The organism is Rhodococcus sp. T7, assembly GCF_009872365.1.
In the GTDB taxonomy this organism is placed as follows: domain Bacteria; phylum Actinomycetota; class Actinomycetes; order Mycobacteriales; family Mycobacteriaceae; genus Rhodococcus_F.
In genome coordinates this window covers 83,340-96,913 of record NZ_WXYH01000033.1, presented here as the reverse complement: position 1 = coordinate 96,913, position 13,574 = coordinate 83,340, and the positions used below count along the sequence as shown (strand labels likewise).

14 protein-coding genes are annotated in these 13,574 nt (G+C 70.3%); 11 read left to right on the top strand and 3 right to left on the bottom strand.

Going from position 1 to position 13,574, the window contains the following annotated elements:
* The first annotated feature begins 30 nt into the window (after positions 1-30).
* The 4 genes from MLGJGCBP_RS05170 to MLGJGCBP_RS05155 all read left to right on the top strand — a co-directional run bounded on the left by MLGJGCBP_RS05170 (position 31) and on the right by MLGJGCBP_RS05155 (position 4,441).
* Complete coding sequence (locus tag MLGJGCBP_RS05170) at positions 31-729, top strand: GntR family transcriptional regulator (RefSeq protein ID WP_087555059.1); 699 nt, start codon at positions 31-33, stop codon at positions 727-729.
* Positions 730-887: 158 nt separating this feature from the next.
* On the top strand, positions 888-1,952 hold the full coding sequence (locus tag MLGJGCBP_RS05165) for a LacI family DNA-binding transcriptional regulator (RefSeq protein ID WP_160094313.1): 1,065 nt from the start codon (positions 888-890) through the stop codon (positions 1,950-1,952).
* 260 nt (positions 1,953-2,212) lie between these two features.
* On the top strand, positions 2,213-3,391 hold the full coding sequence (locus MLGJGCBP_RS05160) for a Gfo/Idh/MocA family protein (RefSeq protein WP_160094312.1): 1,179 nt from the start codon (positions 2,213-2,215) through the stop codon (positions 3,389-3,391).
* 48 nt (positions 3,392-3,439) lie between these two features.
* Positions 3,440-4,441, top strand: a complete 1,002-nt coding sequence (locus MLGJGCBP_RS05155; RefSeq protein ID WP_160094311.1) for a sugar phosphate isomerase/epimerase family protein — start codon at positions 3,440-3,442, stop codon at positions 4,439-4,441.
* On the opposite strand, the gene MLGJGCBP_RS05150 is transcribed toward MLGJGCBP_RS05155, so the two are convergent.
* Positions 4,438-5,355 carry a LysR family transcriptional regulator gene (locus MLGJGCBP_RS05150; protein WP_160094310.1) on the bottom strand — a complete coding sequence of 306 codons (918 nt, stop codon included), beginning with the start codon at positions 5,353-5,355 and terminating at the stop codon, positions 4,438-4,440. The genes MLGJGCBP_RS05155 and MLGJGCBP_RS05150 overlap by 4 nt on opposite strands.
* Before the next feature lie 83 nt (positions 5,356-5,438).
* Between MLGJGCBP_RS05150 and MLGJGCBP_RS05145 the strand changes: the two genes are divergently transcribed.
* The 7 genes from MLGJGCBP_RS05145 to MLGJGCBP_RS05115 are packed head-to-tail and all read left to right on the top strand — an operon-like array spanning position 5,439 to position 11,848.
* A complete protein-coding gene (locus MLGJGCBP_RS05145) occupies positions 5,439-6,374 on the top strand; it encodes an EamA family transporter (RefSeq protein ID WP_160094309.1) in 936 nt (311 codons plus the stop codon).
* Entirely contained in the window at positions 6,371-6,955 is a 585-nt protein-coding gene (locus MLGJGCBP_RS05140) for a biotin transporter BioY (RefSeq protein ID WP_201452967.1), read from the top strand. The genes MLGJGCBP_RS05145 and MLGJGCBP_RS05140 overlap by 4 nt, the downstream gene beginning before the upstream one ends.
* Positions 6,952-8,061 carry an AMP-binding enzyme gene (locus MLGJGCBP_RS05135; protein ID WP_160094308.1) on the top strand — a complete coding sequence of 370 codons (1,110 nt, stop codon included), beginning with the start codon at positions 6,952-6,954 and terminating at the stop codon, positions 8,059-8,061. Before MLGJGCBP_RS05140 ends, MLGJGCBP_RS05135 begins: the two co-directional genes overlap by 4 nt.
* Positions 8,058-9,185 carry a thiolase family protein gene (locus tag MLGJGCBP_RS05130; RefSeq protein ID WP_160094307.1) on the top strand — a complete coding sequence of 376 codons (1,128 nt, stop codon included), beginning with the start codon at positions 8,058-8,060 and terminating at the stop codon, positions 9,183-9,185. Before MLGJGCBP_RS05135 ends, MLGJGCBP_RS05130 begins: the two co-directional genes overlap by 4 nt.
* Complete coding sequence (locus tag MLGJGCBP_RS05125; protein WP_087555067.1) at positions 9,182-9,862, top strand: energy-coupling factor ABC transporter ATP-binding protein; 681 nt, start codon at positions 9,182-9,184, stop codon at positions 9,860-9,862. Before MLGJGCBP_RS05130 ends, MLGJGCBP_RS05125 begins: the two co-directional genes overlap by 4 nt.
* Positions 9,859-10,461 carry an energy-coupling factor transporter transmembrane component T family protein gene (locus tag MLGJGCBP_RS05120; RefSeq protein WP_160094306.1) on the top strand — a complete coding sequence of 201 codons (603 nt, stop codon included), beginning with the start codon at positions 9,859-9,861 and terminating at the stop codon, positions 10,459-10,461. Before MLGJGCBP_RS05125 ends, MLGJGCBP_RS05120 begins: the two co-directional genes overlap by 4 nt.
* Positions 10,454-11,848: an AMP-binding protein gene (locus MLGJGCBP_RS05115; RefSeq protein WP_160094305.1), complete on the top strand. Its 1,395-nt coding sequence runs from the start codon at positions 10,454-10,456 to the stop codon at positions 11,846-11,848. The genes MLGJGCBP_RS05120 and MLGJGCBP_RS05115 overlap by 8 nt, the downstream gene beginning before the upstream one ends.
* Here the strand turns inward: MLGJGCBP_RS05115 and MLGJGCBP_RS05110 are convergent.
* Together MLGJGCBP_RS05110 and MLGJGCBP_RS05105 are read right to left on the bottom strand one after the other, a co-directional pair.
* Entirely contained in the window at positions 11,845-12,174 is a 330-nt protein-coding gene (locus MLGJGCBP_RS05110; RefSeq protein ID WP_160094304.1) for an AtuA-related protein, read from the bottom strand. The genes MLGJGCBP_RS05115 and MLGJGCBP_RS05110 overlap by 4 nt on opposite strands.
* Positions 12,171-13,544, bottom strand: a complete 1,374-nt coding sequence (locus tag MLGJGCBP_RS05105) for an acyclic terpene utilization AtuA family protein (RefSeq protein ID WP_160094303.1) — start codon at positions 13,542-13,544, stop codon at positions 12,171-12,173. Before MLGJGCBP_RS05105 ends, MLGJGCBP_RS05110 begins: the two co-directional genes overlap by 4 nt.
* Between the last annotated feature and the right edge of the window lie 30 nt (positions 13,545-13,574).

The window sequence follows — 13,574 nt, the reverse complement described above, 5'->3', positions numbered from 1 at the left end:
GCACACCGTTGCGAACGTTAGGATGTATGCATGGCGGGCGAGAGCAAGAGTGAGCAGGTATACGGGCAGCTCAGGGCGGACATCCTGAACGGGGTTCTGTCTCCGGGGCAATCGCTGAGCGCTCTCGACGTCGGCTCGCGGTACTCGGCCTCCCGTACCCCCGTCCGGCAGGCCTTCCTTCGGCTCGAGGCGGAAGGACTGGTCTCGCTCGTCGACCGGCAGGGCGCACGGGTCGCTCCCATCTCGATCAAGAGCGTCCGCGACCTCTTCGAACTGCGCATCCTGCTCGAGGCGGCCGCGGCGCGGATGGTCGCCGAGGCTGTCTCACGCGACGGTGTGGCACGGCAGCAGTTCGAAGAGGTGGCGGAAGCGCTCGGGGCCATCGCCGAGGAGGCGCCGTCCGACTCCCGGCATGATCGCTTCTACGCCCTCACGGAAACCTACGACCAGGCGGTCATCGCGCACACTCGGAACGCACAACTCGCCCGCTCGATCGCCGAACTCCGGCCGCACACCGAGCGACTGCGCAACATCGCCCACTCCCGCCCCGACCGCCTGGACGTCTCGTTGGCGGAGCACCTGGCGATGTGCCGTGCGATCCTCGCGGGCGACGGACCGGCCGCCGCTGCGGCGTGCGCCGAGCACCTCACCCAGACGCAGAAGACCATCCTCGACGCCGTCGTCGACCCGCACGGATCGGCCGTCGCCATCGACCTGGTCACCGCGTAGCCGGCGCGGTCCAGCCGGGTCTATTGAACCGGTCTAGTTCGGGCTACCATGGGTTGCCGCGCGCATTCCGCGCACGAGCCGAACCGCCACCGTGGTTCCGCATTCGGGTCGGATACGCTGTGGTGTCTCGTGGTCCGGCGAGGGTGAAGGGGCTGAGTATGCAACGCGACGACGACGCTCGGAGTGACGGCCCCGTGCAGGCCGCGAAGCGCGCCGTCACGATGCAGGATATCGCCGACCGCGTGGGTGTGTCGAAGGCCCTGGTGTCCATGGTCTTCCGCCGTGTCGCCGGCCCGAGCGCCGAGACCCGCAAACGCGTCCTCGAGGTGGCGGACGAGCTGGGTTACCGGCCCAACCGCACGGCCGCGTTGATGTCGCTGCGGCGTACGCATCTCGTCGGCGTGATGGCCGACATCCGCAGCAGTTTCCACGCCGAGATGGTCGAATACCTCGTCGCCGCCGCGGACGAACACGGGTACGAGGTGGTGCTGGGTGCGGTCACCCCGACCCACGGGGAAGGGAAGGTCGTCGAGACGCTGCTCGACTTCCGGTGCGAGGCCCTGATCCTGCTCGGCACCGAACTCGGCACCGGCGTGCTCGACGCACTCGCCGAGCGGGTTCCGGTGGTCGTGGTGGGGCGCCGGGTCGGCGGCAACGTCGACGTGGTGCGGACCGCCGACGGCAAGGGCATCGGGACCGTCGTCGACCACGTGGTGGGGCTCGGGCATCGCCGGATCGCGCACCTCAGCGGCGGTGACGGCACGATCGCGGCCGACCGGCGATCCGGGTACACGCGCGCGATGCGGCGGCACGGACTCGACGCCGACGTCGTGGACGGCGACTTCACCGACGGTGCAGGTACCGAGGCGGCGCGGGCCCTGCTGGCGCGGCCGCAACTGCCGACCGCGGTGATCGCCGCCAACGACCGCAGCGCCATCGGGCTCATCACCGAACTGCGGCGGGTGGGTCTGCGGATTCCCGAGGACGTCTCGGTGTCGGGCTACGACGACAGCACCCTGGCGCAACTCGCGCACCTCGACCTGACGTCGGTCAATCAACAACCGCGGGAGCAGGCCGCGAAGGCGGTCGACGCGGTCATCGAACGCCTCGACCAGGGGCGCACCGAGTCCGCCTCGATCGTGCTGCGGCCCCAGCTGGTCGTGCGCCGGACCACCGGTCCGGTGTCGGCGTCGGTGGCGGGGCCGCGGTCCGGCGTGTCCTGATCCGGACCGCTCACTCACGCAAGACTTTTCGTCGTTCACCGACCCGCGGCTGCATGCCTGCGGTCTGCCGTGACGGCCTCTCGACGTGTGCATTCGTGCGTCGCTCCGCGTAGGGCTTGACACCGCGGCGTGACTCAGCTCATAGTAGTCGAACTAGACCGGTCAAATAGACCGAACTAGCCGGAGTTTTTCCGCACACGCTCGGGCACCCCCGAACCGGACACCCCGCTCGTTCATCACCCTCTCGAAAGGCTTCACTCATGACCTCCAACTCGATCGGTGTCGCCGTCATCGGCGGCGGCATGGCCGGACGAGCGCACGCCGCCGGGTACCGGACCGCGTCGACGCTGTTCGGCACCGACCGTCCCGACGTGCGGTTGGTCGCCGTCGCCGACACCAACGAGGCCGTTGCCGACGACACCGCCAAGCGGTACGGCTACGAGCGGGCCGAGTACAGCTGGCAGGCGATCGCCGAATCCCCGGACATCGACGCGGTGAGTGTCGTCGTCGCCAACCAGTTGCACCGGGAGATCGTCGAAGGCCTCCTCGCCGCCGGGAAGCACGTGCTGTGCGAGAAGCCGCTGGCCGGGTCGATCGCGGACGCCGAGTCGATGGTCGCCGCGGCGGCGGACGCCGACACGATCGCGACCGTCGGCTACACCTACCGCCGCTCACCCGCGATCCAGGCGATCCGGGACGAACTCGCGACCGGGCGTCTCGGCGAGATCATCCACTTCAACGGGCACTACTGGTGCGACTACGGCCTCGACCCCGCCTCGCCGATCACCTGGCGGCACCGCGGCGGCCCCGGCACCGGCGCGCTCGCGGACGTCGGCAGCCACCTGCTCGACATGGCCGAGTTCGTGTGCGGCCCCATCGTCGAGATCAGCGGCGCGACCTTCGCCACGGTGATCACGGAGCGTCCCGTGCCTGCCGGAGTCACGTACGGTCACACCAAGGCCGAGACCACCGGGGAGATGGCTCCCGTCGAGAACGAGGACCTCGCGACGTTCACCGCGCGCTTCCAGAACGGCGCGGTCGGCACGTTCTCCGCTTCCCGTGTCGCGCACCAGCTTCCGGACGGACTCGGATTCGAGTTGTTCGGGACGTCCGGCTCCGCCGCCTTCGATCTGGCTCGCGCCGCGGAATTCACGGTGTCCAGCGAGGGCATCGACTCCACCGTCAACGGGCAGCGACGGGTGATCGTCGGACCGCAGCACCCGTACATCCAGGGCGGCCTGCCGATGGATGCGGGCGGCGTCGGACACGGCAAGGCCGAGTTCTTCGCCTACCAGGCCCGCGCTTTCCTCGACCAGATCGCCGGCATCGGCAACCTCGGACCGCTGCCGACGTTCGCCCACGCCCTGCGCGGCATGCAGATCGTCACCGCCGTCGCCGAGTCCGCCCGCTCCCACGGGGCAGCCGTCAAGATCGGCTGACCCGGCCCCTCGCCCGACCCACACTCTTCTCACCAGTAAGGACCACTCATGAAGCTCGGTGTCTACACCGCCGTCCTGCACGACCGCAGCCTGCGCGAGGCCCTGGAGACCATCGCGTCCCTCGGGCTCGAGGGCGCGGAGATCAACGCGGGCGGATTCCTGCCCACCCCGCACCTGCCCGTCGAGGAACTCCTTTCCGGCGAGGTGTCGTCGCAGGAGTACCTGAAGGTGTTCGACGAGACCGGCGTCGCCATCGCCGGCCTGAACTGCAACGGCAACCCGCTGCACGCCGACCCCGAGGTCGGCGTCGAGGACGCCGAGGACCTGCGCAACGCCATCCGCGTCGCCGGCCTGCTCGGTGTCGACCGGGTGGTCACCATGTCCGGGCTGCCCGCCGCGCACCCGGGCGGACACTGGCCGGCGTGGCACGTGAACACTTGGGACAGCGGCTATCTCGACTCCCTCGACTACCAGTGGGATCAGGTCGCGGTGCCGTTCTGGAAGGAGATCGACGCGCTCGCCCGGGAGAACGGGGTCAAGGTCGCGATCGAGATGCATCCGCAGAACCTGGTGTTCAACCCGCCGACGCTGAAGCGTCTGGTCGAGAAGACCGGTGCGACGAACGTCGGTGCCGAGATGGACCCGTCGCACTTGTTCTGGCAGGGCATCGACCCGGTCGCCGCAGTCGACTGGCTCGGTGACCTCGTCTTCCACGCGGCGGCGAAGGACACCCGGATCAACGAGAACTGCAAGATCTACGGCGTCCTCGACGACCGGTTCACCCGGATCCCCGCCGACCAGAACCCCACCGGGCTCGGCGGCAAGCACGTGGTCAACAAGTGGCCCGAGGACTCGGCGTGGGACTTCGTCGCGGTCGGCCGCGGACACGACGTCGACTTCTGGTCGCGGTTCCTCGCGGCGCTGCAGCGCGTCGACCCAGATATGGCCGTCAACATCGAGCACGAGGATGTCGAACTCGGACAGCTCGAAGGGTTGCAGGTCGCTGCCCGCACTCTGAAGGACGCCGCGTCCGCCGTCGCATCACGCTAGGACCCCGGACTCCCCACCCGCCGCTGAGCGGGTGGGGAGTTTGTCCGCTGTGCGGCCAGGCGGTCGAGGACCAAGCGCAGCGGCGGCCAGGTGGACCTGCCGCGGCGGGTCACGGCGTACGCCGTCAGCACTACTTCCGGGTCGGCGAGCGGCAGGACGGTGACCTCGTCGCGGGTGGGACGGTCGGCGGGCAGCAGGCCCACGCCGTAGCCGGCGGTGATGAGGTCCTCGACGAGGTCGAGGCTGTCGATCTGGTGGGCGATCCGCGGTGTGAAACCCGCGAGGGAGGCCAGCGTGCGGACGGCGTCCTCGTCGGCGGTGTTGCGGGAGTTCACGATCCAGGGCGAATCGGCGTACGACGCGACGTCGGCGGGTTCGTCGGCGGCGGGTGCGGGGACGCCGAGTCCCCAGGGCGTCGACCACAGCGGGACGGCCTCGAGCGCCGCGCCGGGTGACGCCGGCGCCAGGTTGTAGTCGTAGGTCAGGGCGAGATCGAGTTCGTCGTCGGCGAGCAGCGCGAACGCCTCGACCGGCTCGTATTCGCTGATCACCACGTCCACCTGCGCGTGGGTGAGCGCCAGTTCGGCGACGACGGGCAGCAGCGACACCCGGATGCCCGTCGCGAAACCCCCGACGCGCAGGGTGCCGACCGGTTCGGCGTGGGGGTCGAGGTCGAGCCGGGCGGCGTCGACGGCCGCGAGGATGGTGACGGCGTGATCGGCGAGCCGGCGACCGGCCGGGGTGAGGCGCACCCGGCGGCCGATCGGTTCGACGAGCTGCGCACCCGTCTCCTTCGCCAGCGCGGCGATCTGCTGGGAGACGGTCGAGGTGGTCAGCCGGTGCGTCTCGGCGACCTCACGCATCGAGCCGAGGCGGGAGAGCTCCAGCAGGAGGTGCAGGCGTCGGGTATCCACCCACGCATTGTTCGCGATATCCGAACGGTTTGTCCATGAAAGTCACGTGGACGTGAACGGTCGAGGTGTCATTCAATTCAGGCATGACCAGGAACCCGACCCGCGTCGGCGCGACGATGGCGCTGACCTCGATGCTGTGCGTACAGACCGGACTCGCGATCTCCGTCGGCGTCTCCGAACGCGTCGGCGCCGAGGGTGCCGCCTGGTTGCGCCTGGCCTGGGCCGGGGTTTTGCTGGCCGTGATCGTCCGGCCCCGCCCGAAGGCGTTCACGCGCTCGTCCCTCGTCGCGTGCATCCTGCTCGGCGTGGTCACGGCGGCGGTCACCCTGCTGTTCATGGCCGCGGTGGACCGGATCCCGCTGGGAACCGCGAGTGCACTGGAGTTTCTGGGACCACTCGGCGTCGCGGTCGTGCACGGGCGGGGCCGCCTCCGGTGGCCGGCGCTGGCGGCCGTGGGGGTGCTGCTGCTGACGCAACCGTGGGTCGGCGGCGTCGACCCGGTCGGCATCCTGTTCGCTCTGGGCGCGGCCGCGTGCTGGGCGCTCTACATCGTGCTCACCCAGCGCGTGGGGGACGAGGTGGCGGGTATCAACGGTCTCGCGGTGTCCATGCCGGTCGCCGGAGCGGTCGCGACCGTCGTGGGCGGGCCGTCGATGCTGGCGAAGATGACGCCGGACCTGTTGATCATCGGGCTGGGATTGGCGATACTGCTGCCGGTAGTGCCGTTCACGCTGGAGATGCTCGCCTTGCGCCGGCTGAACACGGCGGCGTTCGGGACGCTGATGAGTCTCGAACCGGCGTTCGCGTTGATCATCGGGTTGGTCGTGTTGCATCAGGTTCCGGACCACGCGGCGGTTGCCGGGATCTGTTTCGTCGTCGCGGCGGGGATCGGCGCAGCGCGGGCCGGGGCGCGCACGTCGCCCGACGTGCGCGGGGTGCAGGAGTCTGCCGCACCGTTGGCGGCGCCGACCTGCTACCTTGAACGTCGTTCAAGTTTGAAGCAAGAGGAGTCGTCATGACAGAAGTCGGGAGTACTCGAGTGTCGAGGCTCGGTATCTCAGCGCGGGACATGGCGCAGATCGCGGTGTTCGCCGCACTGATCGCGGCGCTGGGTCTGCCCGGCGCCATCACGGTCGGCTTCAGCGGCGTGCCGATCACGCTGCAGACCCTCGGGGTCATCCTCGCAGGCGCCGTGCTCGGGGCGCGCAAGGGCACCGCCGCCGTCGCGGTCTTCCTCGCACTGACCCTGATCGGACTGCCACTGCTGTCCGGCGGACGCACCGGTCTGACGGCGCTCGCCGGTCCCAGCGCCGGTTACCTCATCGGCTGGCTTCCCGCGACGCTGGTCATCGGCCTCCTCACCGCGCGGATCCTGCCGAAGTACCCGATCGCGCTCGGTCTGCTGATCAACGCCCTCGGCGGGATCGTGATCATCTACCTGTTCGGCACCCTCGGTCTGCTGCTGCGCACCGACCTCGGTGTCGGCGCCGCCATCACCACCAACTTCGCGTTCATCCCCGGCGACGCGCTGAAGGTCGTCGTCGCCACCGTCGTCGCCAAGAGTGTGCACCGCGCGTACCCCGGGCTCATCCGTACGTGATTGCCGTACTCGGCGGCGCGGGCGATCAGCCTGCACTCGACGTCGACGGCCGCACGTACACCTACGCCCAACTCGACCGGGCGATCGACGAGCACACCTCCGACGCGTCTGTCCACGACGCGTCGGAGTTGCCGCTTGCAGATGCGTTGATCTGCGTCTGCGCCGCCGCGCGGCAGGGGACCGCGGTGATCGTCGAGAACCCCGACGCCCGTCCCGACCGGCCCGCGATTCCGCCGTCGGCGTTCCTGCTCGTGGCCACGTCCGGTTCCACCGGCAGGCCCCGACCGCTCGCGCGTACCGCGGCGTCCTGGTTCGACAGCTTCCCCGCCTTCACCGCGATCACCGGGATCGACGCCACGGACCACGTGCTGATCACCGGGCCGTTGCACGCCACGATGCACCTGTTCGGCGCGGTGCACGCGCTGTGGCGTGGTGCGTGCGTCACCGACGACCCGTCGCGGGCGACGGTGGTGCACGCCGTCCCCGCCGTTCTCCGCGACGTGGTGGGGAAGGCCCCGAAGCTGCGCACCGCGATCGTCGCAGGCACCGCCCTCGACGACGGCGCCCGCGCGGTGGCGGACGGGATCGAGATCGTCGAGTACTACGGCGCCGCCGAACTCTCCCTCGTCGCGGCGCGGCGGGTCCCCGAACCGCTCCGGCTGCTGGACGGGGTCGACGCCGACATCCGCGACGGACTGCTGTACGTCCGCTCGCCGTATAGCGTGATCGGGGCACCGGACTGGTTCGGCGTCGGTGACCTGGCAGAACTCGGCGACGACGGTGAGCTGACCGTCCGCGGCCGGGGCGAATCCGCGATCAACGTCGGCGGCACCACGGTGGTCGCCGAAGACGTCGAACGCATCCTGGGGGCCCTCGACGGCGTCGACGCGGTCGCCGTCGTCGGATCGCCGCACTCGGTGCTCGGGGAGACTGTCACCGCCGTGGTGGAGCTCGACGGCACCGCGGAGATCGCCGACATCCGTTCGCGCGCCCGCCGGGTGTTGTCGAAGGAGGCCATGCCCCGCCGCTGGGTGCCGATCGAGGCGTTGCCGCGGACCGCCAGTGGCAAGGTCGCCCGAGGCCGAGTGAGAGACTGGCTGGCATGAGCTCTGTCCCTGTACTGTTGGCGCCGCGCCGGACGCCGATCGGCAATGCCGGGCACGGGTTCGCCGATCTGACCACCACCGATCTGGCCGCCCCGGTGCTGCGCGACGTCCTGGACTCGCTGCGCAGGTCGGGACTCGACGCCGAGGTCGACGACGTCGTGCTCGGCAACTGCCTCGGACCGGGCGGAGATCCGGCGCGGGTCGCCGCCCTGCGCGCGGGGATGGGTGTGGAGGTTCCCGGGGTCACCGTCGACCGTCAGTGCGGTTCCGGCCTCGACGCGGTGATGCAGGCCGCGCTGCGCGTCCGCAGCGGCGCCGACGAGCTGATCCTCGCGGGTGGCGTCGAATCGGCGAGCACCGCACCGTGGCGGTTCTGGCCGCCGGTCGCCGGCGCCGACCCGGTGCGCTACACCCGCGCTCCCTTTGCGCCGCACGGCTTTCCGGACCCCGACATGGGCGTGGCCGCCGACGATCTCGCCCGGGTTCGCGGCATCAGCCGTGAACGGCAGGACGCGTACGCGGCGCGGTCGCACACCCTCGCGGCGGCCGCCGATTTCTCGTCGGAGATCGTGCCGATCGGCGACATCGCGAAGGACCAGCGCATTCGCGCAGGCATGACGGAGGCCAGGCTCGCGCGTCTGCGCCCCAGTTTCGGTGCCGGCGGAACGGCGACCGCCGGGAACTCGTGCGGCATCTCCGACGGCGCGGCGGTGCTCGCCGTGACCACCGAGACGCTGGCCGCCGGACTGCCTGCGCTGCGGGTGCTCGGCTCCGCGGTCGCGGGATCGGACCCCGCGTTGCCCGGGCTCGGCCCGGTTCCGGCGATCCGCAAACTCCTGAAGCGAACCGGACACGACGTCGCGGATCTGGGCGTCGTCGAGATCACCGAGGCGTTCGCGTCGGTGGTGCTGGCGGTGTCGGACGAACTCGGACTGGACGAATCCGTGATCTGCCCGCAGGGCGGCGCCATCGCCATGGGACACCCGTGGGGGGCGTCGGGCGCGATCCTGCTGGTGCGCTTGGCAAGTCAGATGCTGCGCGAGGGCGGACCCGCACTCGGACTCGCCGCCTGCGCCATCGGCGGCGGACAGGGCATCGCAGTGCTCGTGGAGCGTGTGTCGTGAGTGAGATCGTCTTCGACTCGGTGAGTCACGCGTTCGGCGACCGCCAGGTGCTGCGCGGCGTCGACCTGCGCTTCGCCGAGCGTCGCGTCGGCATCATCGGATCCAACGGTTCCGGCAAGTCGACGCTGGCGCGAATGATCAACGGGTTGCTGAAACCCACGTCGGGCACCGTCACGGTCGACGGCGTCGACGCCGCCCGGAAGGGCGCGCAGGTGCGGCGCAAGGTCGGGTTCGTGTTCACCGACCCCGACACCCAGATCGTCATGCCCACCGTGTCCGAGGACCTGGCGTTCTCGCTGCGCCGGTCCGGCCTGAGCAAAGAGGAGATCGCGGCCCGCGTCGAGGAGATCCTGGTGCGGTTCCGGCTCGACAAGCACGCCGAGCATCCCGCGCACCTGCTGTCCGGGGGCCAGAAGCAGTTGCTCGCCATCGGCGCCGTCCTCATCCGCAGGCCCGAGGTGGTCATCGCCGACGAGCCGACCACGCTGCTGGATCTGCGGAACGCGCGCGTCGTCTCCGAGGCGCTCGATTCGATGGACCAGCAGGTGATCGTCGTGACCCATCAACTGGCGTTGCTGGAGAGTTTCGAACGGGTCATCGTCATCGACGACGGTCTCGTCGCGTTCGACGGCAGCCCGGACGACGCCGTCCCCGCGTACCGGCAGCTGGTCGAATGATCGGGCTGTACCGGCCGGGCGACTCGCTGCTGCACCGGATGCCCGCCGGGCTGAAACTGTTGCTGCTGATCCTGTCGATCATCGCGGCCACCGTGTTCGTGCGCACCCCGCTCGAGGTCGGCATCGTCGTCGTTCTGGTGGGACTGCTGTACGTGGTGGCCGCCATTCCGTGGCGGGTCGCCGTGGCGCAACTGCGCCCCGTCGTGTGGATGTTGTTGATCATCGCGGTGTTCCAGGTGCTGATCACGTCGCCGTCGCGGGCGGTCGTCGTGTGCGGGGTGCTGCTGATCTCGGTGGCGCTCGCCGCGTTGGTCACGCTCACCACCCGGGTCACCGACATGCTCGACACGGTGTCGCGCGCGCTCGGGCCGCTGAGGAGGGTCGGGGTCGACCCGGACCGGATCGGGCTCCTTCTCGCGCTGGCGATCCGGTGTATCCCGCTGCTCACCGGGATCGTGCAGGAGGTGGCGCAGGCGCGGAAAGCGCGAGGGCTGCAATGGTCGATGACGGCGCTGGCCACACCGGTTCTGGTGCGTGCCCTCCGGACCGCGGATGCGATGGGCGACGCCCTCGTCGCGCGGGGAGTGGACGATGACTGAGCTACCTGCCGAGCGCATCGCCGGAGTCGCCGCCGGCAACCCGGAGGCAGTGGCGATCGTCTCCGCCCGCGAGACCGTCGACTACGGCCGGTTCTGGTCGCGCGTCGCCCGGACCGCGGCCGGACTCGACGGCATGGACCGGGTCGCCGTGCTGCCGACGTCGGATGTCGGGTCGCTGGTCGTCGTGACGGCGGCGATGCACGCGGGCGTCAGCGTCGTCCTGCTGCACCGGCACCTCCTGCCCGCGCAGCTGACGCGGGTGCTCGAACTCGCGAAACCCGGAGCCGTCGTCGCCGCGCAACACCAGCACCGCCGGCTGCGGAGACTGGGATTCGACGGGACCGTCGAGACTGCCGCCACCCTGGAATCCGACGGCACCGCGGGCCGGGCACACCCCGGCGCCGAACTGCTGGTCGGCATCACCTCCGGCACCACCGGCGAACCGAAGCTGTTCGTGCGCAATCAGCGATCGTGGGCCACGACCCTCGACCGCTCCGACACGACGTTCGACATCGGTGGCGGCGACCGCGTGTCGGTGCCCGGGGTCCTCGACCACACGCACTTCCTGTACGGCGCGATCCACGGTCTCAGCCGCGGCGCGACGGTGGATCTGCGGCCGGTCACGCAGTCGCTGGAGGACGCGGCCACCCACCTGTACTCGGTCCCGACCATCGCCTGGGACGTCGTGCGGTCGGGGATCGGCCCCGTCGACAGCGTCCGCGAGGTGCTCTCCTCGGCGGCCCGGTGGCCGCGCACGGGGCGTGAGGCCTTGCAGGACGTCCTGCCGAATGCGTCGCTCGTGCACTTCTACGGAGCTTCCGAACTGAGTTTCGTGTCCTACGACCGGGGTCTCGGTGCCGCCGACGAGCATTCGGCGGGTGAACTGTTCGACGGCGTCGACGCCGAGATCCGCGAGGGCCTGGTGCACGTGCGTAGCGACATGCTGTTCGACGGGTACCTCACCGAGGACGGTGTGGTGAACGGCCCCGACGACGGATGGATGACGGTGGGCGATCGAGGCCGGGTGGTGGGCAGCAGCCTGCAGTTGTTCGGCCGCGACAGCGACACGGTGATCCGGGCGGGACTCAATGTCGAACCCGCGGCCGTCGAAGCGGCGCTGACCTCGCTCCCCGGGGTCTCGGAGGCCGCGTGCATCGGGGTTCCCGACGCGCGGATGGGGGAGGCGCCCGCCGCCGCGATCGTCGTGCACGGCGACGCCCCGAGCACCGCCGAGATCTGGCGGCATCTGCGCGCGACCCTCCCCAGCCCGAGCATGCCGGTTCAGGTCCTCGTGGTGGACGGCCTGCCGCGCACGCCGCGCGGCAAGCTCGATCGTCCCGCGCTCGCCGCCACCCTGGCCGGCGCACGGAACCCGAATCCCGGTTAGACGCCTCGGATTTCGAGGCTGAGCAGGTGGTAACCCAGCGTCTTGCCGTGCCCGTCGAGTGCGGGTGAACCCGTGACGCCGCCGCCGAGGACGCCGGGTAGTTCGAACACCATCGCCAGCAGGTTGGGCTGGCAGGTGCGCCGGGCCGGTCCGGTAATCAGCTCACCGTAGTGGGCGGCGGCAACGTCCGCGGTCAGTGTCCGCTCGAGAAGGCCATAGGCGGTGCGGTCCCGGGCCAGCACGGCGACGATGAGCGTGTCACCCTTGTCGCCGGCGCGAACGTCCGCGAGTGCGTCGATGCGCTGAATGGTTGCGGGCGTGGTCATTTCGACACCTCCGTGAGATGCACGCGGGTGGGCACGAGTTCGCGGGGGAGGGTGCACGAGCGGATCGCGAGCACCTCGGTCGACGAGCGCCGGGCACCGCCGCCGCCTGCCGGTCCGTTGGTGTACAGGCTTTCGACCTCCCAGCCGACGAGGTCGGCTTCCTCGCGGGTCCGTGTCCGGGCCGTCACCCGCACGCGCACTTCGCGGGCATCCTCGTCCGTGTCGAGTCCGCGGAAAGCCGCACCGGCACCGATATATTCGACGGAGACGGCGTCCTCGGTGACACCGTGCACGTCGACGAGTCGTTCGGTGACGATCTCGGCGGCGAGCCGGGCGCGGAGGTAGGCGCGGGGTCCCGCGTAGCTGATCTGCCCCTCACCTAGCCAGCCGCCGCGGAAGCCGAGAGTCACCTTCAGCTCCCGTGGGCGCGGGCGACCGGTTGCGCCGGTGATGGCGACGCGGTCGGGTCCGACGCTGCCGAACGACACGTTGCCGAAGTCCGCGGTGACGTCCGGCGTCAGGTACGACGTGGGATCACCCACCTCGTACAGGAGTTGCTCGGTGCAGGTTCGTTCGGTGAGGATGCCGCCCGATCCGTCGAGCTTGCCGAACGTCGCCGAACCGTCGGCGAGGACGTCGGCGAACGGAAAACCGAGATCGGCCATGCCCTTCACCGGTTTGGTGACGGGATCGGCGTAGTACCCGCCGGTGAGTTGCCCGGCGCACTCGAGCAGATGCCCGACCGCTGTTGCGGCGCCGATGATTTCGTGATCAGCCAGGTCCCATCCGAAATGGTGGGCGAGCGGGGCGACGTAGAGGGACGGGTCGGCCAGGCGGCCGGTGACGACGACGTCGGCGTCCAGTGCGAGCGCGGGGAGCACGGCCTCCGCGCCGATGTACGCGTTCGCGGAGACGAGCACGTCCTCGTGCTCCGACAGGCGTTTCCCGGTTTCCCACACGACGGGGTCGTGGCGCAGCACCTGTTCGAGCACCGCGTCGCCCGTGACCGCGGCGATGCGCACCGGGCGGTCGGCGGATCGGGACGCGATGCCGGAGACCAGTGCCGTGGCGGCGAGCGGGTTGGCGGCGCCGGCGTTGGTGATCACTGTGGTCCCGGATGCGAGGGTGTGCGGAAGCACCGCGCGCATGCGTGCGGCGAGCAGCGGGTCGTAACCCTGGTCCGGGTTCTCCAGCCGGCGAGCGTTTCCGGCGGCGACGGTGCGTTCGCCGAGGCATTCGAAGATCAGGTAGTCGAGAGCGGCGTGCCGGGCGAGTTTCTCGGCGGGGTCGATGCGATCGCCGGAGAATCCGGATCCTGCACCGAGTCGCACGCTCCGCGGGGCGCTACGACGGAGGCTCGATGGTGTCACGGTTGCGAAGTCCTTTGCTGGTTCGGTGGG